Origin of the sequence: Pseudoalteromonas sp. 10-33, from assembly GCF_001469195.1 — a bacterium.
Lineage (GTDB): Bacteria > Pseudomonadota > Gammaproteobacteria > Enterobacterales > Alteromonadaceae > Pseudoalteromonas.
The window spans coordinates 405,220-430,419 of record NZ_LOFI01000012.1 but is presented as its reverse complement, the minus strand read 5'-3'; the positions used below and the strand labels follow the sequence as shown (position 1 = coordinate 430,419).

At 37.6% G+C, this 25,200-nt stretch carries 21 protein-coding genes and 1 pseudogene; 15 read left to right on the top strand and 7 right to left on the bottom strand.

Translation table 11 applies throughout. From position 1 onward, the window contains the following. From ATS76_RS09720 to ATS76_RS09710, 3 genes are all read left to right on the top strand, one after another. Entirely contained in the window at positions 1–1,149 is a 1,149-nt protein-coding gene (locus ATS76_RS09720) for a 5-(carboxyamino)imidazole ribonucleotide synthase (RefSeq protein ID WP_058551964.1), read from the top strand. 221 nt (positions 1,150–1,370) lie between these two features. Further along, complete coding sequence (locus ATS76_RS09715; protein ID WP_058551963.1) at positions 1,371–2,531, top strand: endonuclease/exonuclease/phosphatase family protein; 1,161 nt, start codon at positions 1,371–1,373, stop codon at positions 2,529–2,531. 119 nt (positions 2,532–2,650) lie between these two features. Then, the gene (locus tag ATS76_RS09710) at positions 2,651–5,152 is read left to right on the top strand and encodes a S9 family peptidase (protein WP_058551962.1); all 2,502 of its coding nucleotides are present in this window, start codon (positions 2,651–2,653) and stop codon (positions 5,150–5,152) included. A gap of 74 nt (positions 5,153–5,226) precedes the next feature. Here ATS76_RS09710 and rrtA read toward each other — a convergent pair whose 3' ends face one another. Next, entirely contained in the window at positions 5,227–5,844 is a 618-nt protein-coding gene (gene rrtA / locus ATS76_RS09705) for a rhombosortase (RefSeq protein ID WP_235590922.1), read from the bottom strand. 64 nt (positions 5,845–5,908) lie between these two features. Here rrtA and ggt point away from each other — a divergent pair, with 64 nt between their 5' ends. The 3 genes from ggt (at position 5,909) to ATS76_RS09690 (ending at position 10,401) form a co-directional block, all read left to right on the top strand. Beyond that, positions 5,909–7,687, top strand: coding sequence for a gamma-glutamyltransferase (gene ggt, locus ATS76_RS09700; protein WP_058551961.1), 1,779 nt, complete (start codon positions 5,909–5,911; stop codon positions 7,685–7,687). 137 nt (positions 7,688–7,824) lie between these two features. Further along, positions 7,825–9,519 (top strand): NAD-dependent malic enzyme, encoded by a 1,695-nt coding sequence (locus tag ATS76_RS09695; protein ID WP_058551960.1) that lies wholly within the window; start codon positions 7,825–7,827, stop codon positions 9,517–9,519. Positions 9,520–9,672: 153 nt separating this feature from the next. Continuing rightward, positions 9,673–10,401, top strand: coding sequence for an SIMPL domain-containing protein (locus tag ATS76_RS09690; protein ID WP_058552020.1), 729 nt, complete (start codon positions 9,673–9,675; stop codon positions 10,399–10,401). 27 nt (positions 10,402–10,428) lie between these two features. Here the strand turns inward: ATS76_RS09690 and ATS76_RS09685 are convergent, their stop codons facing one another. Continuing rightward, positions 10,429–11,781: a DUF2254 domain-containing protein gene (locus tag ATS76_RS09685; protein ID WP_058551959.1), complete on the bottom strand. Its 1,353-nt coding sequence runs from the start codon at positions 11,779–11,781 to the stop codon at positions 10,429–10,431. 159 nt (positions 11,782–11,940) lie between these two features. Here ATS76_RS09685 and ATS76_RS09680 point away from each other — a divergent pair, with 159 nt between their 5' ends. The 4 genes from ATS76_RS09680 (at position 11,941) to ATS76_RS09665 (ending at position 14,647) form a co-directional block, all read left to right on the top strand. Further along, positions 11,941–12,315 carry an MAPEG family protein gene (locus ATS76_RS09680; RefSeq protein WP_058551958.1) on the top strand — a complete coding sequence of 125 codons (375 nt, stop codon included), beginning with the start codon at positions 11,941–11,943 and terminating at the stop codon, positions 12,313–12,315. Continuing rightward, positions 12,316–12,945: a sulfotransferase gene (locus ATS76_RS09675; RefSeq protein ID WP_058551957.1), complete on the top strand. Its 630-nt coding sequence runs from the start codon at positions 12,316–12,318 to the stop codon at positions 12,943–12,945. A 75-nt stretch (positions 12,946–13,020) separates the two neighbouring features. Next, a complete protein-coding gene (locus ATS76_RS09670) occupies positions 13,021–13,593 on the top strand; it encodes a tRNA-(ms[2]io[6]A)-hydroxylase (protein WP_058551956.1) in 573 nt (190 codons plus the stop codon). 277 nt (positions 13,594–13,870) lie between these two features. Then, a complete protein-coding gene (locus ATS76_RS09665; RefSeq protein WP_058551955.1) occupies positions 13,871–14,647 on the top strand; it encodes a DNA/RNA non-specific endonuclease in 777 nt (258 codons plus the stop codon). Between the two features lie 279 nt (positions 14,648–14,926). Here the strand turns inward: ATS76_RS09665 and ATS76_RS09660 are convergent, their stop codons facing one another. Continuing rightward, entirely contained in the window at positions 14,927–15,886 is a 960-nt protein-coding gene (locus tag ATS76_RS09660) for a sugar-binding transcriptional regulator (RefSeq protein WP_058551954.1), read from the bottom strand. Between the two features lie 169 nt (positions 15,887–16,055). Further along, positions 16,056–16,856 (bottom strand): annotated as a pseudogene (locus ATS76_RS09655) (ABC transporter ATP-binding protein); the annotation flags it as partial. A gap of 334 nt (positions 16,857–17,190) precedes the next feature. Between ATS76_RS09655 and ATS76_RS09650 the strand changes: the two are divergent. From ATS76_RS09650 to ATS76_RS09630, 5 genes are read left to right on the top strand one after another with little or no spacing between them, the layout of a single operon-like run. After that, the gene (locus ATS76_RS09650; RefSeq protein WP_058551953.1) at positions 17,191–17,574 is read left to right on the top strand and encodes a response regulator; all 384 of its coding nucleotides are present in this window, start codon (positions 17,191–17,193) and stop codon (positions 17,572–17,574) included. 12 nt (positions 17,575–17,586) lie between these two features. Next, on the top strand, positions 17,587–18,492 hold the full coding sequence (locus ATS76_RS09645) for an AAA family ATPase (RefSeq protein WP_058551952.1): 906 nt from the start codon (positions 17,587–17,589) through the stop codon (positions 18,490–18,492). Between the two features lie 5 nt (positions 18,493–18,497). Beyond that, complete coding sequence (locus tag ATS76_RS09640) at positions 18,498–19,490, top strand: DUF58 domain-containing protein (protein WP_058551951.1); 993 nt, start codon at positions 18,498–18,500, stop codon at positions 19,488–19,490. Next, positions 19,483–21,459, top strand: a complete 1,977-nt coding sequence (locus tag ATS76_RS09635; RefSeq protein WP_058551950.1) for a transglutaminase family protein — start codon at positions 19,483–19,485, stop codon at positions 21,457–21,459. The genes ATS76_RS09640 and ATS76_RS09635 overlap by 8 nt, the downstream gene beginning before the upstream one ends. An 8-nt stretch (positions 21,460–21,467) precedes the next feature. Further along, positions 21,468–22,790, top strand: coding sequence for a Na+/H+ antiporter family protein (locus ATS76_RS09630; protein ID WP_058551949.1), 1,323 nt, complete (start codon positions 21,468–21,470; stop codon positions 22,788–22,790). Between the two features lie 176 nt (positions 22,791–22,966). Here the strand turns inward: ATS76_RS09630 and ATS76_RS09625 are convergent, their stop codons facing one another. Genes ATS76_RS09625 through ATS76_RS09615 form a run of 3 tightly spaced genes read right to left on the bottom strand, consistent with a single transcriptional unit; the run spans position 22,967 to position 25,072 of the window. Beyond that, a complete protein-coding gene (locus tag ATS76_RS09625; protein ID WP_058404001.1) occupies positions 22,967–23,398 on the bottom strand; it encodes an acyl-CoA thioesterase in 432 nt (143 codons plus the stop codon). 5 nt (positions 23,399–23,403) lie between these two features. Then, positions 23,404–24,222: a M23 family metallopeptidase gene (locus tag ATS76_RS09620; RefSeq protein ID WP_058551948.1), complete on the bottom strand. Its 819-nt coding sequence runs from the start codon at positions 24,220–24,222 to the stop codon at positions 23,404–23,406. After that, positions 24,215–25,072, bottom strand: a complete 858-nt coding sequence (locus ATS76_RS09615; RefSeq protein WP_058551947.1) for a 6-carboxytetrahydropterin synthase — start codon at positions 25,070–25,072, stop codon at positions 24,215–24,217. The genes ATS76_RS09620 and ATS76_RS09615 overlap by 8 nt, the downstream gene beginning before the upstream one ends. Positions 25,073–25,200 lie beyond the last annotated feature (128 nt).

Here is a 25,200-nt window from a genome sequence, read left to right as displayed (position 1 = left end):
ATGAATATTTTAATTTTAGGTGCAGGACAACTTGCACGTATGATGAGCCTTGCAGGCGCACCACTTAATTTGAATGTAGTTGCTTACGATGTTGGCAGCCAAAAAATTGTTCACCCGCTAACGGGCGAAGTGTATACAACTACGCTTGAACAAGCTATTGAATCAGCTGATGCAATCACGGCTGAATTTGAGCACATTCCTGATGATGTTTTAACGCTATGCTGTAATAGCAACAAGTTTTATCCGGGTAAAGCCGCAATTAAAACAGGTGGTGACCGTGCGCTTGAAAAAGCGTTACTTAATAAAACAGGGGTTGAATGTGCGCCTTATCAGCTAATTACTGAAAAAGTACATTTAGAACTTGCTGCTAAAAACCTAGGTATGCCACTTGTGATAAAAACCTGCCAAGCAGGCTACGACGGTAAAGGGCAATGGCGATTAAAATCAGATGATCAAATAGAACAAATTTGGTCAGAAATGGCTGATTTTATAGCATCAGGGTCACAGGATGCGCCGCACACAATTATTGCAGAAAAAATGATCCCGTTTGATCGAGAAGTCTCTATTATTGGTGCGCGAGATAAACACGGTAATGTTGCTATTTATCCGTTAACAGAAAACGAGCATACCAACGGTGTGCTAACGCTTTCTGTTGCTGGTAAAAATAATAAACAGGTAGAAGCACAAGCAAACGACGCATTTACTAAAATTGCTAACGAGCTTAACTATGTGGGTGTATTGGCCATAGAGTTTTTTGATGTAATGGGCACACTATTAGTTAATGAAATTGCACCGCGAGTCCATAATTCAGGTCATTGGACTCAGCAAGGTTGTCATTGTTCGCAATTTGAAAATCATATGCGTGCCGTTGCAGGTTTACCACTTGGTAATACTGAGCTTAAACATATTACGGCTATGATCAATGTGCTTGGCCAAGCAAGCATCCCTGCTGAGGTACTTACATTACCTGACGTAACAAGCCATTGGTACGGTAAAGCGGCGAAGCCAGGTCGTAAAATGGGTCATATTAATGTATCGGCTCACAATATGAATGACCTGTCAGATAAGTTAAGTCAATTAACTGATTATTTACCAGAGCACGATTACCCGGGAATTTTAAATACGGCAGAAAAACTAATTTTAGGCTAGGGGCCTTGAGCAGGACGGAAAAGCCTTTTCTCAGTTAAATAAGCAAGACGCTTTATGCCGCATTTACTCAGAACTGTAAGTTATAAATACCTCGAGCCAAAATTAAATTGCACCTTAATTAAAAAATGCTGAGTTTACTCGGCATTTTTTGTCTGTAAAAAAACAAAAACGCACTACATTATGAAATAATAAAACTAATTATTTCAAAGGTGAGTGTTTAAATGAAATCTAAACTAATTTATGGCGCGTTAGTCGCCACGTTTTTGAGTGTCAATATTCATGCAACAGAGTCTATTCGTGTCGCCACATTCAATGTCAGTATGGATGCTACAAATTACACTGCCAAAGGCGAGCCTATTAAAAGTGATGCCTTAGTCAAAGCTCTTACCTCAAACACACAACAGATTAAAAATATTGCAGAAATTATCCAGCGCGTTCGCCCAGATATTATTTTACTGAACGAGTTTGACTTTGTTCCTAAAGAACAAGGTATTGATTACTTTAAAACACATTACTTAAACGTAGGCCAAAACCAGCAAACCGCCATTGATTACCCTTATTCTTATATAGCACCCGTTAATACGGGCCTTGCGACAGAGTTTGACCTAGATAACGATGGTAAAAAAAGTAAAGTAATGGGTGATGCCCAAGGCTTTGGCTTTTTTGAAGGGCATTATGGGATGGCCATACTATCTAAATACCCAATCGATTTTGACAAAATTAGAACTCTTCAAACCTTTAAATACAAAGATATGCCTAATGCCCACATGCCGTTAATGCCAAAAACAGGTGAGAATTGGTATAGCGCTCAAGAGTGGCAAGCTCTTAGGTTAAGTTCTAAATCGTTTTGGGATGTCCCGGTTGTTATTGAAAACAAAGCAGTGCATATATTAGCGTCGCATCCTACGCCTCCGGTGTTTGATGGCGAAGAAGATAGAAATGGCAAACGTAACCATGACGAAATTAGATTAATTGCCGACTACGTAGCAAATGCTAACTATTTATACGACGATAATGGACAAAAAGGCGGGCTAGAGACGCAGTCTCGTTTTGTTATTTTGGGTGATTTAAATGCAGCACCAGAAGGTGACAAAGCGCGTTTAGAAACAACCGATCAATTAGTTAATAATCCATTAATCAATGCCCGTTTTTTACCTCAAAGTGAAGGTGCTAAGCAGCAATATGAATTTTCCTATGCAAAACGCTTTACTGCCAATTGGCAGGCCCGTGTTGATTATGTATTACCATCGACTTATGGGTTAGAAATAAAAGATGGCGGGGTATTTTGGCCGGTTGAATCGAGCGAACAATATCGCTTAATTAAAGATAGAAGTGCATCAAGCGATCATCGCCTGGTATGGCTAGATTTAGTGATTAAATAATTAAGGCTTAAGTAAACTGAGCTTTACCCTGTTAATTGGCTATTTATCTTAAAAAATTGCATTAACTTTGGTGCTTCTGCTTAAATACGCGTTAATTATAATAACGGTATAGAAGCACTATGATCTTTAATTTTTCCTCATCTAAAACGTTAGTCGCATTGGCTGTTGCCTCAAGTGTTATGCTTGCCGGTTGTAGTGCAACTGCAAACACATCATCTAAAAATAATATTTCGGCAACAAATAAAGTTGAGGCGGTGGTAAGTACACCTGCCGATGTTGGCTCTGAAAAAATTACATTAAAACAAGCAATGGCTGATCCTGATTGGATAGGTAACCAACCTCAAAATGCTTTTTGGGGTACTGATTCAGCAACAATTATTTATGCTCAAAAGCAACAAGGTAGCACATTACGTGACTTATTTAGCCAGTCATTAACGTCGCAAACAGCTGAACAAGTCGCATTGAGTAAGCTACATACACTGGGTGCTAGAAACGCGGTTTATTCAAACAATAAAGCAATGCAAGCCTACGTGTTTAAAGGCAATGTGTTTGTAAAAAACATTAAAACTGACACAATTCGCCAAGTAACCCATAGCTCGGTTAATGAATCTAATCCACAGTTTTTAAATGATGGCACATTGGCTTATCGTCAAGGGAATGTGTTTTTTAAAGTCGATTTAGTAACGGGGTTAACACAAGAAATTGCTAACCTAAAACTTGCTGATAAACCAAAAGGAATTAGCGAGCCAAGTTCGTACATTGCAAAAGAGCAGCATAAGCTTATTGAATACATTGCTCTTGAACACAAAAATAAAAAAGACCAACACGCACGTAACGCGAAAATAAACGAACAAAATACATCTGTAGCAAATACAAGTTACTATTTAGGCAAAGGTAATAAAGTTGATAACGTAGAACTTTCGCCAAACGGTGATGCGTTATTGGTGGTTGTGAAAAAGCAATCTAGCTGGCGCAGTGACACCGATATAATGCCACATTATGTTACTGACGACGCCACCATAGCACCTAAAAAAGTTCGCCGTCGCATAGCTGATGCAAAAGAAGAAACATCGCAAGTTATATATATTAATTTAAATGATAAAACACAAAACACACTAGCGTTTGATTCGCTGCCAGGTTTTGATGAAGATGTATTAGCCAGTGTCAAAAAAGAAAATTATGCACGACTAGGCAAAACCTACGAATCAAAGAACTCACCACGCGCTATTAATTTGATCACAAATTGGGGATTAGGACAAAGCCCAATAGTTTGGAATAACGATGGTTCGCAAGTTGCTATTATGCTTGAAGCGTGGGACAACAAAGATCGTTGGATTGCGACCGTAGATTTTGAAAACAATAAACTCGTGTCGCAGCATCGTTTACATGACGATGCATGGATTGCTTATGCATTTAATAATTTTGGCTGGTTGAATAACACAAATACTCTTTATTACCTTTCAGAAGAGTCAGGTTACAGCCAACTTTATAAAAAACCATTAAACGGTAAAGCCGTTGCGATAACTCAAGGTCAGTTTGAGGTATCAAACCCAACAGTTACAAGCGACGATTCTGCTATTTATTACAAAGCCAATGTTGAACACCCAGGCTTATACGAAATTTTTCGTGTAAATCCACAAACAGCTGTAAGTGAAAAAATTACTGATTTAAATGGCATGACCGACTACACGTTAAGCCCAGATGAAAGTAAATTATTGCTAGTACACTCTAAAATTACCATGCCTGCTGAGCTATATGTAACAGATGCTAAAGCTAATGCGACGGCAACACGTTTAACTAATACGGTATCTAACGCGTTTTTAGCTAAAAAATTAACAGCACCTAAAATAGTTGCAGTGCCATCAAGCCATACAGATGCGCCAATATATGCCAAGGTATACTACCCAGCTGATTACGTAGAAGGCGAAAGTAGTAAAACCCGTAAAGCGGTTATTTTTAACCACGGTGCAGGGTATTTACAAAACTCACACATGGGTTGGTCTGTTTACTTTAGAGAGTTTATGTTTCATTCATTATTGGCTGATGAAGGTTACGTGGTAATGGATATGGATTATCGCGCATCTAAAGGGTATGGACGCGACTGGCGTACAGCAATTTATCGCCAAATGGGCACGCCAGAAACACAAGATTTAGCGGATGGTGTTAAATGGATGGCTGAAAATGCTAACGTGGATACTAAGGCAGTAGGCACGTATGGCGGGTCTTATGGTGGCTTTATGACCTTTATGGCGTTATTTACGGCACCAGAGTTATTTCAATCAGGTGCAGCGCTTCGCCCGGTAACCGATTGGGCGCACTATAATACAGCATATACGGGTAATATATTAAACCACCCAGATGTGGATCCCATTGCATACGAGCGCAGCTCACCTATTTACTTTGCTGAAGGGTTAAATAAGCCGTTATTAATAAATGCACCAATGGTAGACGATAACGTATTTTTTCAAGACTCAGTGCGTTTAGTACAGCGCTTAATTGAGCTTGAAAAAGAAAACTTTGAAACGGCTATCTTCCCCGTTGAACCGCATGGTTTTGTGCAGCCTTCAAGTTGGTTAGATGAATACCGCCGTATTTATAAGCTATTTAAAGAAACGCTTTAATCTTAAATTTTTAAATTTAAGTATAAAAAAACGCCGCGTTTACTAACGCGGCGTTTTTATTAATATTGGAAAGCTTAATCGTTATTTTTTAAGTACGTAATCGACAAAGGTATGCCAAGCAGTGTGCCGCCTATAGCGCCTATTAAATGTGCATCTATTGCAACAGTTGAGTTAATTAACTGACCTATGTCGGCATTTGGGCCGCTAAATTGCTCAAACGCTATTTTTATCCATACACCTATAAACAACAAATAACCCGACTTAAGCCCCAACGTGACATCTTTCACTGCCCCCCAAATAATTACACCGTGAAGTAGGGCGCTTAGCCCTGTATAAATATGTATATTAGGGCAAAACCAATAAACACCGAGTCCACACCAAAGAGCAAGCAAACATATATTAGTGGTATAATGTGTAGGTGTCGTATATTCGCCGTGCAATAGCCAAATTAGAAATATCCCCCCGCAATTTAAACCTAAATGTGCCCAATTAGCGTGCACAAACTGGCTGGTGAACACTCGCCATACTTCACCTTGTTCAACTAAGTTGCGGTTAAATTCAAGTAAATAATTTAAATCAAATGCAGCAAAAATAGTGCTAAAAAGTATCAGGCAAAGGGGCGGTAAAATATAACGAGGCTGAATAGGTAAATTAAGCATTTTATTGTATTTTTTTAGTATTAATTTTTGCATATTGTGCCTGTTTAACTTTAAGATGCCAATTACCCATTGTAATTAAGTGTTTTTAGTATTTTTTATGCATTTTAAACTTAACTCATTATTTGCTATTGGCTTAGGTGTATTGTCTTTGCCGGTACTGTCAAAAGAACCCACAAAAGTAGAAGTTCGTGAACCAGAAGCCACTACCTCAATCAATGCTAAGCAAATTGTTAAAGGTGATAAATATATGGTGGCAGCAGCCAATCCGTATGCGTCACAAGCGGGGAGGGAAATATTAGCAAAAGGCGGCAGTGCCGTTGATGCAGCAATCGCCACTCAACTTATTTTAACGCTTGTTGAGCCACAATCATCGGGTATTGGTGGCGGTACATTTATGATGTACTACAACAAATCAAATAATAAGTTAACCAGCTTTGATGGACGAGAAACGGCCCCTAAAAATGCTGATGAGAACTTATTTTTAAATAAACATGGTAAAGCGGTTAAATGGATTGAAGCCGTTGTTGGCGGACGTTCTGTAGGTGTGCCAGGCGTGTTACATGCCTTCGCTAATGCGCATAAGCAATATGGTGTATTGCCTTGGGATGAGCTATTTAAACCGGCTATTGAACTTGCTGAACAAGGGTTTGTTGTATCGCCTCGATTACATGGTTTGTTAGCTCGCCAGCTAAATCCAGGTGTTATGAGTATGCCAGTGATAAATGAGTACTTTTACCCAAATGGTAAACTCATTGAGGCCGGTACCGTAAAAAAAAACCAGCCGCTTGCTGATTTATACAAAGCCATCGCTCATAAAGGAATAGATGCGTTTTATAAAGGCGAAAATGCTAAACAAATAGTTAAAGCAGTGCAAAAATCAAAAATCGCACCCGGCACATTAACGCAGCAAGACCTAGCACATTATAAAAGCAAAGAGCGTGACGCGGTATGTATAAAATACCGCGTATACAATGTGTGTTCTATGGCACCACCTAGTAGTGGTGGTGTGGCTGTTTTGCAAATGTTAGGTTTACTAGAGCATACAAATATTTCAGCTCTAACACCTAATAGCGAACAGGCTGTTCATTACTTTAGCCAAGCGTCACGCATTGCGTTTGCCGATAGGAATGTATATATGGGTGACCCAGATTTTACTCAGGTACCTACACAAGAATTATTAAACAAAAACTATATTAAATCACGTGCAAAACTCATAACCGAAAAAGATCAGCATGCGGTTGCTGGCAACCCTGTTAATTTTTTAAGTTACGCACAAGATGATTCGTATGAACTGCCTTCTACATCGCATGTATCTATTGTTGATAGCTTTGGTAATGCGGTATCAATGACCAGCTCAATTGAAATGGCATTTGGCTCAACGGTGATGGTTAATGGATATATTTTAAATAACCAACTCACTGACTTCTCACTTTCACCTCGTAAAAACGGTAAATTAGTTGCTAACCGTGTAGAGCCAGGCAAACGACCGCGCAGCTCTATGTCACCTGTTATGGTGTTTAATGAAGATGGCAGCTTACGTTTAGTTGTAGGATCTCCTGGTGGTAGCCGTATTATTGATTACGTTGCTCAAGTCGTTGTTGGCGTTCTAGATTGGAACTTATCTGTGCAAGAGGCAATAAACCTGCCGCGTACGACTAATCGTAATGACTACACCAGTCTTGAAAAAGGCACCGTTATTGAATCACTTGAACCAGCACTTTCTGCTCGAGGTCATAAAGTACGTGTGTTAGATCTAAACTCAGGTTTGCATGGCGTAGAAGTAAAAAATAATAAGCTGTATGGTGCAGCAGATCCGCGCCGCGAAGGCATTGCGCTCTCTGATTTATCTGATAATAACGCCACTTTCAAATTTTAAATTATGTATAATACAAACACGACCTATGTGCGTGTTTGTATTCTCAATGGTCTGACAAGTACTATGTTCATTGCATTTAAATTCTGAGCATTGATAATGACAGATCATAACTTAAGACTCCATTAAAGCCTGGAAATATGACAACAAATACTGATCCTAATTACCTATATATTCATCACTCTGGCCCTGGCCTTATTGAAACGCCTTTACTGAATAAGGGCAGTGCATTTAGTAAAAAAGAGCGCGAAAACTTTAACCTTGCAGGTTTACTTCCTCCACGCTTTGAAACAATTGAAGAGCAAGTTGAGCGTTGTTATCAACAATATTCAAGCTTTACCGACAATCTTAATAAGCACATATATTTACGTGCAATTCAAGATAACAACGAAACGCTTTATTACCGCCTAGTGCGCGATCACCTTGAAGAAATGATGCCAATTATTTACACCCCTACCGTGGGTGATGCCTGTGAAAAGTTCTCCGATATTTACCGTAGCGCACGCGGTTTGTTTATTTCGTATGAAGACCGCTTTCAAATTGACGATATTTTACGTAATGCGACAAAAGGTAAAGTAAAAGTAATAGTGGTAACTGATGGTGAGCGTATTTTAGGCTTAGGCGATCAAGGTATTGGTGGCATGGGTATTCCTATTGGTAAATTATCGCTTTACACCGCATGTGGGGGTATTAGCCCAGCATACACCTTACCTGTAATGCTTGATGTAGGTACCAATAACGAAAAACTGTTAAACGACCCAATGTACATGGGCGCACGCCATAAGCGTATTGCGCAAGACGAGTACGATGAGTTTTTAGATCTATTCATCAAAGCGGTAAAACGCCGTTGGCCAAATGTTTTACTTCAGTTTGAAGATTTTGCACAGCCTAATGCAATGCCACTTCTTAAGCGCTACCGTGAAGAAATTTGTAGCTTCAATGACGACATTCAAGGCACAGCGTCAGTCACGGTTGGCTCTTTATTAGCCGCCTGTCGTGTTAAAGGCTCAACATTAAGCCAACAAAAAGTGGTGTTTGTTGGGGCAGGCTCTGCCGGTTGTGGTATTGCAGAGCAAATTATTAGCCAAATGGTGTTTGAAGGTATCTCTGAGGAGCAAGCACGTAGCCAAGTATTTATGGTGGACCGTTTTGGTTTATTAACTAATGGAATGGAAGGTTTGCGAGATTTCCAACAAGCTTTAGCACAGCCAACTAATGCGTTAAGTGATTGGACTTACAGCGGTGAATATGCGTCGTTACTGGATGTAATGCACTGTGCAAAACCAGATATATTAATTGGTGTATCGGGTCAGCCAGGTTTGTTTACAGAGCAAGTAATACGCGCAATGCATTCAACGTGTGAACAACCTATAATTTTCCCATTAAGTAATCCCTCTAAGCAGGTAGAAGCACACCCGGAAGATGTAATTAAATGGACCGATGGGAAAGCATTAGTTGCAACAGGAAGCCCGTTTGATCCTGTTCAATACAATGGTGAAACTTACCCTATCCCACAGTGTAACAATAGTTATATTTTCCCTGGTATTGGTTTAGGCGTTATTGCTGCTAAAGCGACACGTATTACCGATGCTATGCTTAGCGTATCGAGTGAAATGCTTGCTGAGTCTTCACCGCGTGCAAACAGCGGAAAAGGTAGTTTACTACCTGCGCTAACAGAAATTGAAACGCTAAGTAAACGTATTGCATTTGCTATTGCTAAAAAAGCGATAGAAGAGGGCGTAGCATTAGAAATTTCTGACGATGCTCTTTGGGCAGCAATAGATAAAAATTACTGGTTGCCAAAATACCGCAACTACAAACGTTGCAGTGTTTAATTACGGTAGTCATAATTTAAAGTAACTCAGGCTGTACGTTAAGTTACAGCTAATAACAAAAAACAGGCAATTGCCTGTTTTTTTGTGCTTGTTCATTTTTTGTTAACCACGTAGGCTCTTTAATAGAGCTAATTAAATACAATGGATAACGCTATGAAATCACTCACACTCTTTTTAGGCAGCGCATTTGCTTTAACAGCTGTTAGCTTTAATACGCTTGCGGCATCAACACCAAACGCCCCTCATATTTATGTTAAAGGTGAAGCAACCTTAACAACAATGCCTGACTATGTTCAACTAAGTGTTGGTATTACCGAAATTGATAAAAACCTAATTGCAGCTAAAAACAGAACAGATACCGCAATGGCTAAAGCAATTAAGCTCGTTAAAGAAGTGGGTGTAAAGGAAGGGGATATTAATGCAGGTCATATTTCAATAAATCGTGAAAGCCAGTATAACCGCACATCGGGGTTGCAAGAATTCAAAGGCTTTAGAGTGTCGCGCACACTTACTTTAAAACTAAGTGATTTAAAAAAATATCCAGAGCTATTACAAAGCTTAGTAAACAACGGTATTAACGAAATTAATCACACACAATTTTTAGCAAGTAATTACAACGAGCTTCATAAAAAAGCGCAAAAGCTTGCTATTAAAGATGCTCGCGATGCAGCAAAAGAGTTTAGTGAAGATTACGGGGTGGAGCTTAAAGGGCTTTATACAGCTTCGCTTAGCCCAATGAATGTACCATCTCAGCCTTATATTCGCGCCGAGCAAACAATGATGAAAGCAGATAGTACACCAGGTAACTTTGTACCCGATGCCTACCATGCTGGAGAAATAAAAGTGACTGCTTCAAGCTATGCAGTATATTTTATAGAGTAACTATATTAATGGTCACTAAAATTGTGATTAATCTTTGTGGCGCTCAAAACGCGCCACTAATTCCTCACCTTGTTGCTCACTTATTCGGGTAATAGAATTAAGCATATTTTTAATTTCGCGCCTGTCGTACTCATTCGTCACTTGCTCATTAATGTCATCGACTATGGCGTTTAAATAGTTAAACAAACTATTGCGCGCATCTTCATCGTCATGAGCCACAAACAAAATGTTTTTAAACGCTTCAAGTACGTTAGTCATTACATAAGCATCGCTTTTAGCGTAATTACGCAGTGGCGTAAAATTATCGTGTAATAGCTCATCAAAACTTGTTTCGTGTATAAATAACAGCGGTTCGTTATCGGTGTGCTTAAACGAGTAATTTATGTCGCTTATTTCAAGGCGCTTAATAAGCAAAATACTCAGCATATCAATAGATTTAACCGCAGTACCCGGATCGTTTATCCCTGGGCTCATTGCTTTAACCGCTATTTCAGAAATTTGCGTTAAGCCATAACGATAATGATCGCTAATATACTCTTCTATATAAAAAATAAAGCAGTCTAAAATTTTAGCTATTAGCGCTTCATCGGCTGATATGTCTTTATCACATTTTAAAAACGGATACCCTTTAACTGTAAAGTAACCTTGATTTACAGAGATATAGATACGGATGTTTTCTTGCTCTAAAAGCGCACACAGTTTGTCGGTGTGAACGCCTTTGTAATAACCTTCTGTTGTACTTTTAATTGAATGCCACTGCGTAAAATCTGGAAAGTCATTAAAAGGACACTCTGCTTGCCTAGTTTGTATGCTTTTTATCTCTGTTTTAGTTTGTCTAAATAAGCCATTTAATACGTTATCAACCTGTATTGCTTTAGAAATAGAGTGGATAAAAAATACAAACAACCCAAGCGATATCAAACCAAATACCAGCGCAAATAAAACCCCCAAAGAGGGGATGGCTGTATCGCCACCTTCAAGCTTATTAATATTAATAAGCATAATAATTGAGTAAATTATGCTACCTAAATAAAAACCAAGCACCATTTGGTGAGACTTACGAGTAATAAGTCCAGGCACAACACGTGGCGATAAACTTGCACTGGCGGAGTTTAAAACCACCATCACCATAGAAAAACTAAACACGGTAAGCGATATTATGCTGCCCGCAAGGGTACTTAAAATAGTACGTGCGTTTTCAGCGCTATCAACTAAAACCACTGAAATAAATGATTTTATTTGTTCAACCGGCGCTACATATTCAAGCGACATGGTAATAATGGCAAACAGTAAAAACCCAATCGAAAATAACGAGGGATAAAAACCAATACTGTTTATCATTTCACGATAACCATCGGCTACTTTACGAGGTACAAACATAAAATCCTTATGTGAGCTTAAAATCTATTTAACTACATTAGCATAGTTGATCACTAAACTTCTGATAATGCTTATCAAAATATATGTTATTATCCCAAATTAAAATTACGTGCCTAACGGCTAATGTAATATTCAAATAATAAATGACAGGAATACACTGTGATCATTTCAACTTATGCAGCTTTGCTTGCGTTTTATTACATTTACCTGAGCTTTAATGTAATTAAAGTGCGTAAAAAAGAGCAAATATCACTCGGTGATAACGGTAATGTTAAACTACAGCGTGCAGTTCGCGCTCATGCAAATTTTATGGAATATGTACCTTTTACAATTATTTTGCTTTTTTTAGCAGAATACCAAGGCCTCGCTAGCCATTACTGCAACATATTGGGTGCCGCGCTGTTAATAGGGCGCGTGTTTCATAATTTAGGCATAGTAGAGGCAAAATTAAAGTATCGTCAAATAGGTGCTGTAGCCACATTTTTAGTCATGGTTATTAGCGCATTTATACTGCTTGTTACCCGTAATAGCTAAATGAGTAAACTATTTATAATCGGCCTTCCGCGTACTGGCACAACAAGTGTGTGCCATGCGTTTTTAGAACTGAGTATTGCAACGGCGCATACTGCCTACACACAGACGTGTTTTAAAAATGCAACGGCGATCGCCGACACCCCCATATTTAACGACTACCAAGTACTTGATAAGCACTACCCAGATTCTAAATTTATTTACCTAGAGCGCGAACTAAGTGCGTGGTTGCCTTCTATTAAACAGCTTTTAACGCGTATGCATACTAATTTAACGCGCGCCGATGGTGGTTTTAACATTCATATAAAGCGCTGTTATTTAAACACTTTTAGTGAATTGTCGTTTCAAAAAATTAACGATGATAGTTATTTAGAAAATTGTTACACCAGTCATTTTGAATCAGCTCAACGTTACTTCAAACACCGCCCACAAGATTTTCTATCCATTGATATAGCTAAACCTGCAAGTTATAAAGCACTGTGTGATTTTTTAGAATTAACAAGCGATAAAACAGGTTTTGAAAAAATGAATATGGGCGGAAAAGTCACTGCGTGGAATGATATAAAGCACGCCTTAAAAATAGAGTCGACAGCGAAAGGGCGTATAGATAAACATTTGCCTTATCAGATTTAATTTTAGCGACTCCATCAAGATTTTTAATACAAAATACGCTAAAATCCTCGCATTATTTTTTAAGTAGTACTTATTATGTTTGAATTAAAATACCATACTCCATTTGAATGGACCAAAGCGGTACTTGCCGACTTTAATACCTTTTTACAAGATCACGCTGCTGCAGAAAAAAAAGCATCGGGCATGGCTATTTCAATGCTTTCGCATTATCCAGACAAACGCAAACTTGTTAAAGCGATGACAGACCTAGCGCTTGAAGAACTAATTCATTTTAAACAAGTACTTAAACTGTTAACTGAACGCGATACAACACTAGGTGATGACCATAAAGACCCATATATAAAACAAATTCGCGCTTTATTTAGACACGGTCGTGATGGGTTTTTAATGGATAGGTTATTAGTGGGCGGCGTAATTGAAGCTCGTGGGCATGAACGCTTTTCATTAGTTGCCCAAGCATTACCAGCTGGTAAAGAAAAAGATTTTTATGTAGCCATTGCTAAATCAGAAGAAAAACATAAAAACCTTTTTGTTGAATTAGCTTACGAATACTTTGATAAAGAAGAAGTAGACGTACGCTTGGAAGAATTACTAATTGCTGAAGCTGAAATTTGTAAAAGCATCCCATTTACAGCCGCACTGCATTAATTATATTTTATGTAATGACAAAACGCAGGCATTTGCCTGCGTTTTTTTGTTTGTAAATTAAGATCTAAGTCAAACACGTTAATAAATATTAATAGGGGGGCTTAGCGTATTTTTATTAAGCGATTAAATAGAACTAAAGTTTTAACATTAAAACATAATGATTAAGTCTTAAATGCATGATTTCTATTTAAATTATTGAATATATTTATAAATTTAAATATATCTGTAACAAAGGCTTGTTAGTTTTTTATCCTCATTTATACAGGATAAAACAACAATGAAAGCATTATTAAAAATATCATTAACCGTATCAAGCTTATTTATCGCTTTAACAGCCAATGCTGCTAATTGTTTAAAAGGTTGTCCAACAGGATTAAATAACGGCAAAACGATTGAACGTAGTATTTATACTTTAAAAAATAATCGTTATACCAAATTTGCAGACTGGGTAGCATACCAAATTACACCCGATACAATGAGTGGCCCATCAAGATCAAGAAGTTGGAAAGCAGACCCAGATTTATATTCACATTACACACTTGAACCCAGTGATTACACAGATGCATACGCAACAATTAATACCGACCGAGGCCATCAGGTTCCATTAGCATCATTTAGTAATACAGCCGATTGGCGTTTAACAAATTTGCTTTCTAATATCACACCTCAATCTACTGCATTAAACCAAGGTCCATGGGTTAGGCTTGAAACCGCTGTAAGAAATCATGTTGACGATGATAATAACCTTTATGTAGTAACAGGCCCAATGTACGAATATTACTTTGCAGATTTACCACGTGCTAACGAAAACCACACAATACCCAGTGGTTATTTTAAAATCGTAATGAAACAATCTGGAAGCACTATTAAAGTATCAGCATTTATTATGCAGCAGAGTGCAGGCCGCAGAGACAATTTCTGTAATACCCAAGTCAGTATTGATGAAGTTGAAAGTAGAACTGGCATTAATGTTTTACCTAATTTAACGATTAATCAGGCGCAAACGATAGAGTCATCTTTATTTGATTTATCAAACGAGCTAGGGTGTAACTAAAAACTCATTAAGGTTAGCGGTATATTGGATACCGCTAATCACCACTTGAACCAAATTATAGTTAAATAGAGCGTTATATACGTTAAATAGGTAAGTACTTTACCTTACTAACTAAGTAATTTATCTTATTTAACATAATATAAATTATAGGTAGTAATGTATTAAATAGAAAGAGCGCATAATTGCACTCTTACTATGTCCAATACTAGACGGTATCGGACATTATATGGTTTTATTTAACTTAAATCTTTTTAAATAAATAGCGTATGTATTAATTGTTTAATCAATACTAAGTAAGCGTTCTGCTGTGTATTCGTTCGTTATTAAACCACTAATCATATTAGATCTCACTGCACCTAATATTGCCAACACTTTTTCTTCACCTGCAGCTATAGCATAAATTTGTTTGTTTTCATTGGTTACTAATGGCGTACTGGCAACGCGTTGGTTTACAGTGCAATCTAGTAATTGACCATTTTTATCGTAAACCCAACTTATCATTTCCCCAACGGCACCTAAGCCTTGCAGTTCTTTTAATTCTTCTGCGTCAACAAACCCATCTATATGTAATGGTGACTTTTCACCTAAGCTACCAATACCAACAAAGGTTACGTCTGCATTTTTCGCGAGTTTTAAATTGGCTGTTATATTATGTTGTGCATGGAGCTGGTTTTTTTCTTCAATACTACGCGGTAAAACTGGTAGTGGCATCGGATAATGTTTTGCATTAGTGTGTTCGGCCATTCTTACCACAACATCATAAGGCGAAGCAGAACCATCTAACGCCATGTTACCTAACATAGCAACTATTTTATGTTGTGGGCAATCAAGTGTTGGTAGTTCATCAACAACAGCTCGCAAAACTCTGCCGGTTCCCATCGCTAATACTTTAGGTGTTTCTGATTTCAAATGACGTTGTATTTCTGCTGCGCCAGCTTGTGCCAAGCCGACAGTCGACGAAGGCTCTGAAGGATCGCTTGGTACAACTTCACACGAAACTAAACCAAATCGACTTTTTAATTTTTGCGCTAAATCCATGCATTTGGCAATGGGATGATCAAGTCTTACTTTTATTAATCCTTGGCTAACTGATAAAGCCACCATTCGTTGTGCTGATTGACGCGATACATTAAGCTTTTTTGCTATTTCATCTTGGGTTTTTCCCGCAACGTAATACAACCACCCTGCTCTTGCTGCATCATCGAGCCTTCTAATTTCTGTGTTCGATAACTTTGCCACTTAAACCTCTTTTATTTAAGGAATAACATTTATTTTTATAATTTAAAGGCTTAAACCTACGACTTTAATATAAATATATCATTTATTTATATAATGCCGAAGTCAATAATATGAAATAACGGATGCCTTATACTATATTCATAGTAGAAGGCATTGGTAAGCCTACAATTTAGTTGTTAACTTTTATAGTATTCCCATTAGTATCAAACGTGTGCACTTTATTTTTTTGTGCAGTTAAAAATACCGAATCGCCGTATTGTAGCGGACAATCACCATCGGCTTTAACTGTTACAGTGGTGACATTTGTCAGTGTTACGTGTAAAAAACTTTCTGATCCTAAGCGCTCAATTACTCCAACTTTACCTGCCCATGTGCCTGCATCTTGTGAAATTATAAAGTGCTCCGGCCGAACACCTAAGCTTGTTGTTTCGTTAGTGTCGGTATTTGGAACGTCAATAAAATTCATTTTTGGTGAACCAATAAAACCTGCAACAAATTTATTTACTGGGTGTTGATAAAGCTCTAATGGAGTGCCGACTTGCTCAATAATGCCACCATTAAATACAGCAATTCTGTCGGCCATTGTCATTGCTTCAACTTGATCATGTGTTACATAAATCATTGTAGTAGCTAAGCTTTTATGTAGCTCTGAAATTTCAAGACGCATATTTACACGCAATGAAGCGTCAAGATTTGATAATTGTTCATCAAATAAAAATGCCGATGGTTGTCTAACTATTGCACGCCCTATCGCTACACGTTGACGCTGCCCCCCCGATAACTGGCCCGGTTTACGGTCTAAATAATCTGTTAAATTAAGAATTTTAGCGGCATTTGCAATTTTAGACTCTATTTCAGCTGGACTCACTTTTGCACGTTTTAGTGGAAAAGCAATGATATTACGCACACTCATATGCGGGTATAACGCATAAGATTGAAATACCATCGCCAAGCCTCTTTTGGCTGGCGGTCTAGGGTCTGTTGTTTTTCACTGATTAAAAATCGTTCAAAATGGGGCTGTTTAATGACGGCGCGAGCTTTGTATCCTAGTGGGCTCGATAACTACTCCTGTGTTATGGTCAATTTATGGGTAATCCTCACACTTCTTAGGCTCTAACTTGCCTGAATACCACACAGACTGATGAAATTTAATCTTGCAAGATCAACAGACCCCCATCATTAAACACATATAGTTTGATTAAAGTAGGGTTATAGAGTGATTTTTTGTGCAACATTCTTGAGGTTATGTAAGCCTTAGCTTAATATTAAAATACTTGAGTAGTATTAAAAGAAGTAACTTACATATGGAATTTGTTCGCCCACTAGAGCCTATCCTTATCATTGACGATGTAAAAGAAATTCGAGATTATCTAAATCAAATTTTAACCGAGCTGGGTTACGAAGACATTTTAGAAAGTAGCGATTTTAGCTCTGCAAAACCGGTTATCGATAAAAAATCCCCTAACGTTATATTTTTAGATGTGGATTTACCCGACTCTGATGGGACTGATATTTTAGAGTTTATTAATATAACCTACCCTCACGCTCATGTAGTTATGTGCTCTGGACATAACAGTTTAGAAAATGTACAAAATACATGGGAGCTAGGGGCTAAAGGATTTATAGCAAAACCTTTTAATGCCAAAAAAGTAGACACAGTAATGAAACGTCTCGAACTCATAGAATAATAAAAGGTTAGCATGCAAAGCACCGTTACCGCGATCATAGACGACTTATCAAATGTTATTTTTGGAAAACAAAAGCAGATAAAATTAGCGCTTACCTGCCTGTTTAGTCAAGGCCACTTATTGATTGAAGATTTACCCGGCATGGGCAAAACAACATTGTCGCATGGGTTAGCTACTGTACTTGGCTTATCTTACCAACGTATTCAATTTACCAGCGACCTGTTACCTGCAGATATACTTGGAACAAATGTTTTTAATAGTAATGAACATAGTTTTACTTTTCATAAAGGCCCTATTTTTAGCCAAGTTGTATTAGCTGATGAAATAAATCGTGCCGGTCCTAAAACACAAAGTGCTTTACTCGAAGCGATGGAAGAACAACAAGTCACGGTTGATGGTAAAAAGTATAACCTCCCCGAACCATTTTTTGTTATTGCTACCCAAAATCCACTTTATCAGTCAGGTACATACCCGCTACCAGAATCACAATTAGATCGTTTTATGATGCGCATTAGCTTGGGCTTTCCAACAAAAGAAGCAGAAAAACGTTTAATTTTAAATTTACAAAAACGTGACTATAGCCAATTACCTAAGCGAATTGATGAGCAACAATTAAAACAAATTCAAGCACAAATTAACGATGTAACACTGAGTATACCGATTGTTGATTACATTATTGAATTGGTAAACTTTACGAGAAACAGTCATTCATTTGCGGCTTCATTATCTCCTCGTGCAAGTATTGCATTAGCCAAAGCCGCTAGATCATGGGCATATATAGATGGCCGTGACTTTGTAATTCCTGAAGATGTGCAGGCGGTGTTTTCAAGTGTTTGCCTACATCGTTTGGGATTGCATAGCGACTCGGGCGAAGCTCAAGTAAGAGAGCTGTTACAAGCAGTGCCGGTTCCGGTATAGCCTTTATGCCGGCTAAAAAATCAAAACGAGTCAGTTTATTTACATCTTTTAAACGGATAATTTTTGAAAAGTTTTTAAAAAACAAACACCTTAAAAATTCTATTACGCTTGAACACAATACAATTTATGTACTGCCGTCTTCCTTAGGGTGGTATTTTGTTATTGTTGCTATTTTAAATTTTGTAATGGGTATTAACTATCAAAATAATTTAATTTTGGTAATGTCTTATTTAATGTTTGTAGTCATTGTACTGGCTGTTTTTATGGGGTACAGCAACGCAAAAGGGTTAACAGTTACTTTTGATAAAGTATTGCCGAGCTTTTCTCCACAAAAACCAATTTTAAAATTGAGTTTACAAAGTAACTCTATATGTCAGTCGGTTTCTATTACCTACAACAATGAATTAAAAGCGCATACTCATTACGACACAATTTCAAATAAGTCGATTAGTAGTAGTTTGCCACTTCCTTATGAAAACCGGGGCAGTTATGAACTCCAACGAATTAAAATATCCAGTAATTATCCTTTTGGTTTGGTATCTGTGTGGAGCTACTTACAAATACAAACTAAAACCTATGTTTACCCAGCTCACGAATATGTGCTTAGTGATGCGCATATTTCTTCACAAGACGAATACGCACAAAATGGAATGGCAAAAAAGTCCGGTACAGAGGAATTCGAAAACCTATTAATTCATCAGCCTGAAATGGGCTTAAACAGAATATCTTGGAAGCACTACGCTAAAACCAAACAATTATTAGTAAAAGACTTTGTTGATTTTAAAACAACGAATGCATTATTTGATTTTAATTTAATGACTGGCGCCACTGAGCAACGTTTAAGTCAGCTATGTTATTTAGTGTGTGAAGCCACTGAACACAACACCCCTTTCATGTTAAAACTGCCAAACACAGTAATTAACATCAACACTGGGCAAGCACATAAGCAACAATGTTTAGAAAGCTTAAGTACTTTTGCAGGTGATAATAATGATTGAACTTAAAAACGAAAAAGTAATTAATTTATCGTTATGTTTTATTTACGCCTGCTTAGTTATATTTTTTACAGCCCACTTGCCGCTTCCATTTATTAGTGTTTTGGCTGGGTTATGCCTTTGGAATGCATTTATAACAGGAAAAAACATAGCAAAGCCTAATGCATGGCTGGCAAATATACTTGCCGCAGGCGCATTGGGCTTAATGGTATTTACAATCGGAATGTCCGATACTGTAATACTATTTGTTGCTATGCTTTTGTTATCAAGTTTATTTAAATTACTACAAGCAAAAAACAAAAAGCACTATCATGTTATAACCACACTGACGTTTTTCTCTTTGTCTTCTGTTTATTTATTTAGCCAAACAATAGTAACTACGTTAACGGTAAGTGGCTTATATATATTAAACTTTGCTGTTCTTGGACTACTTGAGTCTAAACATAATCTAAAAATAAGCGCTAAACAAAGCTCAAAATTGTTATTAATGGCATTACCGCTGGCCATATTTCTACTTTTGTTTTTACCAAAAATGCCTGCTTTTTGGCAGTTGCCCGGCCCAAAACTAGCTAAAACTGGACTTTCTGAACAAGTCGACCCTTTTGATATTGCTAAATTATCTAACTCAGATGAACTTGTTTTTAGAGCAACGTTTAGTAAACAACCACCTCAAACGCCTTACTATTGGCGTGCAATTATTCATGATGAATTTAATGGTAATGCATGGCTTACGTCTGACTTTTTAAAATATAATAATCAACAATCAAATCAAAATGTAGCAACCGAGCTAAACACGCTTATTGCCAACTATTCAGTCATTGCAGAGCCTGCAACACAAAAGTGGCTTTATGGATTAACCTATTCAACCAGTAACAGTAAAAATATAGACGCTAATGCGCTTGGTTTGCTCAGAAAAAAAAGTTATCAAGCAAAAAGTCTGCAATACAATGTAGCAAGTTATCAATTTTCAGTGAGTCCCCTCAATGAGCTTGAGCAAAACAGGTACACTTATTTAGGCTTTAAGCAAAATATTAAGACTAATAAACTTGCCATGCAGTTAAAACAGCAAGTAAGCAATGAACAAACATTTTATAACGCGTTACTTAATTACTTTGTAGAGCAAAATTTCACCTATACGTTAACTCCTACCCCAATGACGGGCAATAACACTCTTGATCAATTTTTATTTGAAAATAAACGTGGCTTTTGCGGTCATTATGCCAGTGCTGCTGCGTATATATTTAGATCTGCAGATATTCCTGCTCGTGTAGTGAGTGGTTATTTAGGTGGTGAATATAATAACGGCAACAATACGCTCACTGTTCGCCAATACGACGCCCATGCTTGGGTAGAGGTTTATTTACAAAATAAAGGCTGGACTATTTTTGATGCCACGGCGGTTGTTGCTCCAGAGCGATTAAATGGATCGCTTTCTCAAAACCAAGAGTTAAACGAAGAGTTTAAAAATAATTTAGACTTTGGCTTAGTCAGCTTAAGTAACATTGCCGCAATAAACTGGTTAAGGCTGGAACTCGAACAATTAGATTATCAATGGTCAAGCTGGGTGCTTGGTTTTGATCAAGAAAAACAAAATGATTTTTTAAAGTCGCTATTCGGTAATAAAACAAGTTGGTTGGTTCCGTTGTTTGTATTAATAACCGCAGCACTCTGTTTTGCTGTTTATTTTATTTACCTAAACTGGCCAAAAACAAAAACGGCTAAACTGCCACCCATTGTTAAAGCGTATAACGAGATTTTGCATTGGGGAAATAAAAAAAATATTACATCGACCGATTCTCTCAGTCCATCACAACAACTTGAGTTTATGGCAAAGAAAAAGCCAAGCGCCTCTAAAGAGCTAATAGAATTTAAACATTTGTTTGAAAACAGTCGCTATGCTAACAAACCATTTACCAAAGAGCGCAAAACCCAAGCTAAAGATCTGATAAAATTAATTAAAAGTTCAAAATAGAGAAAACTATGAATGCTGTTGTTGTTGGCGTTATTTTAATGCTTGCGCTTACCTTAGTTCGTGTCAATGTGATTGTGGCAATGACTTTATCCGCTATAGTGGCAGGATTAACTGCTGGCTTAGGAATAAAACAAAGTTTAGATGCGTTTAATTCAGGTTTATCCGCAGGCGCAGAAATTGCACTGAGCTATGCCATGTTAGGCGCGTTTGCAGTGGCAATATCAAAGTCTGGACTAACTCGCATATTGGCTGAAAAACTATTAGCAAAGGTTGACGCCAAGAGTGACGGAAGCCAAACATTATTGAGTTATTTTATTTTGATGATTATTTTAGCCTGCGCTATCTCTTCACAAAACTTAGTGCCTGTTCACATAGCATTTATCCCTATTTTAATTCCGCCTTTGTTAGTTGTATTTAATAAATTAAAACTTGATAGACGCGCTATTGCATGCATTTTAACATTTGGTTTAGCAACGTCTTACATGGTGTTGCCATATGGCTTTGGTGGGATATATTTATACTCAATTTTACATAAAAATCTTATAGATAATGGACTTGAAATTGTAAATACCAGTGTTCCCATCGCAATGCTTATTCCTGCGTTAGGTATGTTTATTGGCCTACTGATTGCTGTGTTTGTCACGTATAAAAAGCAACGACATTATACAGCGAGCACGATGAATAATCAGAGCAAAGCTGAGCCTATCAAAAATCCTAAAAAAGTGATGGTGGTTGGTTTATTAGCTGTGCTCACTTCATTAATTGCACAAAATATTAGTGGTTCAATGATACTTGGCGGCTTGGTAGGTGTCATGATATTTAGCCTATTTGGTATTGTTAAATGGGAAGAAAATGGCGACGTATTTAGCAAAGGCGTTGCCATGATGGCCATGATTGGTTTTATTATGATATCGGCCCAAGGCTTTGCATCGGTTATGCAAGCGACGGGTGATGTACAAAGCTTAGTTAACAGCGGCGCAAATTTATTTGATGGAAACAAACCCATTGCCGCGGCGGTAATTTTATTAGTTGGTTTGCTAATCACAATGGGAATCGGTAGTTCTTTTTCAACGGTACCAATTATTGCAACTTTATTTGTTCCCTTGTGTTTAGAACTTGGCTTTTCAGTGATGGCAACCGCTGCACTTGTAGGGACTGCTGGCGCTTTAGGCGATGCAGGCTCCCCTGCTTCTGACTCAACACTTGGACCAACCTCTGGTTTAAACGCTGATGGTCTGCATGATCATATTTGGGATTCAGTTGTGCCAACCTTTTTACACTTTAATATTCCATTATTAATATTCGGTTGGATTGCAGCAATGGTACTTTAATTTTTATAAATCATTTATATAGGGTTTACTTTTTAATAAGCACTATTACCTGTTTACTAGTTATTTTATCAATACAGTTAATGCAAAGACAATCGTAGAATAAAATGGAGTATGATGTGTTCTTTATGTATAAAATAATAAGCACCTTAATAGGTGCTTATTATTATTAATGGCTTTTACTTAAACCCGTTAATCATTTTATCGCATACTACGGGGGTTGGCCTATGATTATCATCAACAGCAACAAAAGTAAAACTACCACTTATTGCTGAGTGTTTATCATCTTTATGCATTGTTTCTAACAGTATATCTACGTCTACTTTTAAACTCGTATTACCAACATGCACTACTTTAGCTATTAGTTCAGCAAAAGTACCTGCAGGAATAGCTTCTTTAAAATCTACCCTATCAGACGAAATAGTAACCAAAGGCTTGCGGCAAAAACGAGTAGCAGCAATAAATGCAACTTCGTCCATCCATGCCAATGCATCACCACCAAACAATGTGTTGTGGTGATTAGTGCGCCCTGGAAACACTGTTTTTGTAACTGATGTAGTTGAATCTTTTATACGCTGAGCAATAATTGCATCGCGATTTACGTCTGTCATAGTCTCTACTTTTTGTTTGCTAACGTATCTTGCATTAATAAACCCGGATCTAGGCGTTCACCCTTCCAGTTAAAACGCCAATCTAAATGCGGGCCAGTTACACGGCCGGTTGCACCAATTTCAGCAACTTTATTACCTTGTTTAACTTTATCACCCACGTTTACATCTAGCTTACTTAAATGAATGTAAGTAGAGGTAATTCCATGGCCATGATCTAAAATAAGCGTACCGCCTGAATAATATAAATCAGGTTCTGCAAATACAACGGTGCCACCAATGGGTGCATACACCGGAGAACCTGTTTTGTTTGCTATATCTAAGCCAAAATGAGGGAGACGTGGTTCACCATTAAAGTATCGCTGGCTACCATAAACACCAGATATTCTGCCTTGCGCTGGTTTTAATACAGGGTCTAAAAAGAAGGTAAGATCTGAATTCACAGCACGCGCTTTTCGTACAGCAACCGCTTCTCTGCTTATACGCTCGCTTACCGATTTAGGCGGAGAAACATACTTTTTTGCAACGCCCGTAATTTTGTCAATGTTGTAATCACGTTTAGTAATCACTAATTCCTGAGTATGTTTTTTTCCATTTGCATCAACCCAGCTAAGTGTATGATTTGCTTTTGCGTCGCGACCAAAACCAAAAACAAAATCACCATTTTCTGACAGCTTTAATTGTGTATCGTTTAAACTAACAGACTGTGCATCACTCAACTTCCCGGTCACTAAACCGCCTTGAGTAAGGTGCCCTTTTAGTTCAACAGCAAACGAATTTACACTCACTAAAGCGACAACCAACGTAGATAAAAGTGATTTAAGCATAACTGATTGCTCCTTTGCCAACCCCTTCATACGCTGTTATTTTTACATTTTGTTCAGGGTATTTGGCTTTAACTTGCCCAGCAATATAATCAGCAATACATTCAACGGTTGTATCAATAGGTAAAATATCACAGCGTGCTTCACTAATTGCCATTTCAAAATAACCTTGAGCTGATGTGTAAGCAAAACAAACATCATCGGCTTTTGCAGTAATATATTTTAAACTTTCCGATGTTATTTGGTCTTCACTTGTTGCTAGGTATATGTCTTCCCACTGCATAGCCCATTCTTTTTGTAAACGAGGCATAGAAATACCATCTAGGCTAATACCTATTTGAGAGCGATGACCATGAATTATCCGTTGACAGTTACCATCGTGCTTTTTAAGACCATGGCTATAATGGTAATAAAAGCTTTGGCTATGTTCTGGTTTTAGTGCTAACTCTATTTTTTCAATATTTGAAGGCAACTTAGGCAAAATAGTATCAACTAAAAATGCAGTTACCGACTCTACATTAATTTCATTAGCATCAATCATGCAATAGGCTTGATGTGGTGCACTCATTGCTAAATGGTGGTTGTCACCAAAGGTACAATCAAGTGTTTTATACTCATCAAATTCTGTCACTGACCCATTAATGCTATTAGGAATAGCTAAACGGTGATCAATACATTCATCAATAATGCCTTTAATTTGTTTTTTAACTAATCCAAAGTCCAACACCATCGACTCATCATTAAGTTTACCGTGCAAAGTTAAATCAACAATCCAGCTTTCGCCAACGGCGCCGCGTTTGTTACATAAGTAAGAAAAATCTATCACAGTAAGTGAGTTAACAAAAAGGATCATAAACTTCCTTTAGACTAGTTATAAGACAGCGGTAATTATAATGATTTTTGATTGTAATTGCGCGGTTTTATAAAGCAAAAAGCCAAGCCATTGTTTGATTGATGATTTAATACGCAATATAGTGGATA

Excerpts from the sequence above, each read along its gene's own strand:
- ATS76_RS09720 (WP_058551964.1), top strand. The coding sequence starts at position 1 with ATGAATATTTTAATTTTAGGTGCAGGACAACTTGCACGTATGATGAGC.
- ATS76_RS09715 (WP_058551963.1), top strand. The coding sequence starts at position 1,371 with ATGAAATCTAAACTAATTTATGGCGCGTTAGTCGCCACGTTTTTGAGT.
- ATS76_RS09710 (WP_058551962.1), top strand. The coding sequence starts at position 2,651 with ATGATCTTTAATTTTTCCTCATCTAAAACGTTAGTCGCATTGGCTGTT.
- rrtA (WP_235590922.1), bottom strand. The coding sequence starts at position 5,844 with ATGCAAAAATTAATACTAAAAAAATACAATAAAATGCTTAATTTACCT.
- ggt (WP_058551961.1), top strand. The coding sequence starts at position 5,909 with ATGCATTTTAAACTTAACTCATTATTTGCTATTGGCTTAGGTGTATTG.
- ATS76_RS09695 (WP_058551960.1), top strand. The coding sequence starts at position 7,825 with ATGACAACAAATACTGATCCTAATTACCTATATATTCATCACTCTGGC.
- ATS76_RS09690 (WP_058552020.1), top strand. The coding sequence starts at position 9,673 with ATGAAATCACTCACACTCTTTTTAGGCAGCGCATTTGCTTTAACAGCT.
- ATS76_RS09685 (WP_058551959.1), bottom strand. The coding sequence starts at position 11,781 with ATGTTTGTACCTCGTAAAGTAGCCGATGGTTATCGTGAAATGATAAAC.
- ATS76_RS09675 (WP_058551957.1), top strand. The coding sequence starts at position 12,316 with ATGAGTAAACTATTTATAATCGGCCTTCCGCGTACTGGCACAACAAGT.
- ATS76_RS09670 (WP_058551956.1), top strand. The coding sequence starts at position 13,021 with ATGTTTGAATTAAAATACCATACTCCATTTGAATGGACCAAAGCGGTA.
- ATS76_RS09665 (WP_058551955.1), top strand. The coding sequence starts at position 13,871 with ATGAAAGCATTATTAAAAATATCATTAACCGTATCAAGCTTATTTATC.
- ATS76_RS09650 (WP_058551953.1), top strand. The coding sequence starts at position 17,191 with ATGGAATTTGTTCGCCCACTAGAGCCTATCCTTATCATTGACGATGTA.
- ATS76_RS09645 (WP_058551952.1), top strand. The coding sequence starts at position 17,587 with ATGCAAAGCACCGTTACCGCGATCATAGACGACTTATCAAATGTTATT.
- ATS76_RS09640 (WP_058551951.1), top strand. The coding sequence starts at position 18,498 with ATGCCGGCTAAAAAATCAAAACGAGTCAGTTTATTTACATCTTTTAAA.
- ATS76_RS09635 (WP_058551950.1), top strand. The coding sequence starts at position 19,483 with ATGATTGAACTTAAAAACGAAAAAGTAATTAATTTATCGTTATGTTTT.
- ATS76_RS09630 (WP_058551949.1), top strand. The coding sequence starts at position 21,468 with ATGAATGCTGTTGTTGTTGGCGTTATTTTAATGCTTGCGCTTACCTTA.
- ATS76_RS09625 (WP_058404001.1), bottom strand. The coding sequence starts at position 23,398 with ATGACAGACGTAAATCGCGATGCAATTATTGCTCAGCGTATAAAAGAT.
- ATS76_RS09620 (WP_058551948.1), bottom strand. The coding sequence starts at position 24,222 with ATGCTTAAATCACTTTTATCTACGTTGGTTGTCGCTTTAGTGAGTGTA.
- ATS76_RS09615 (WP_058551947.1), bottom strand. The coding sequence starts at position 25,072 with ATGATCCTTTTTGTTAACTCACTTACTGTGATAGATTTTTCTTACTTA.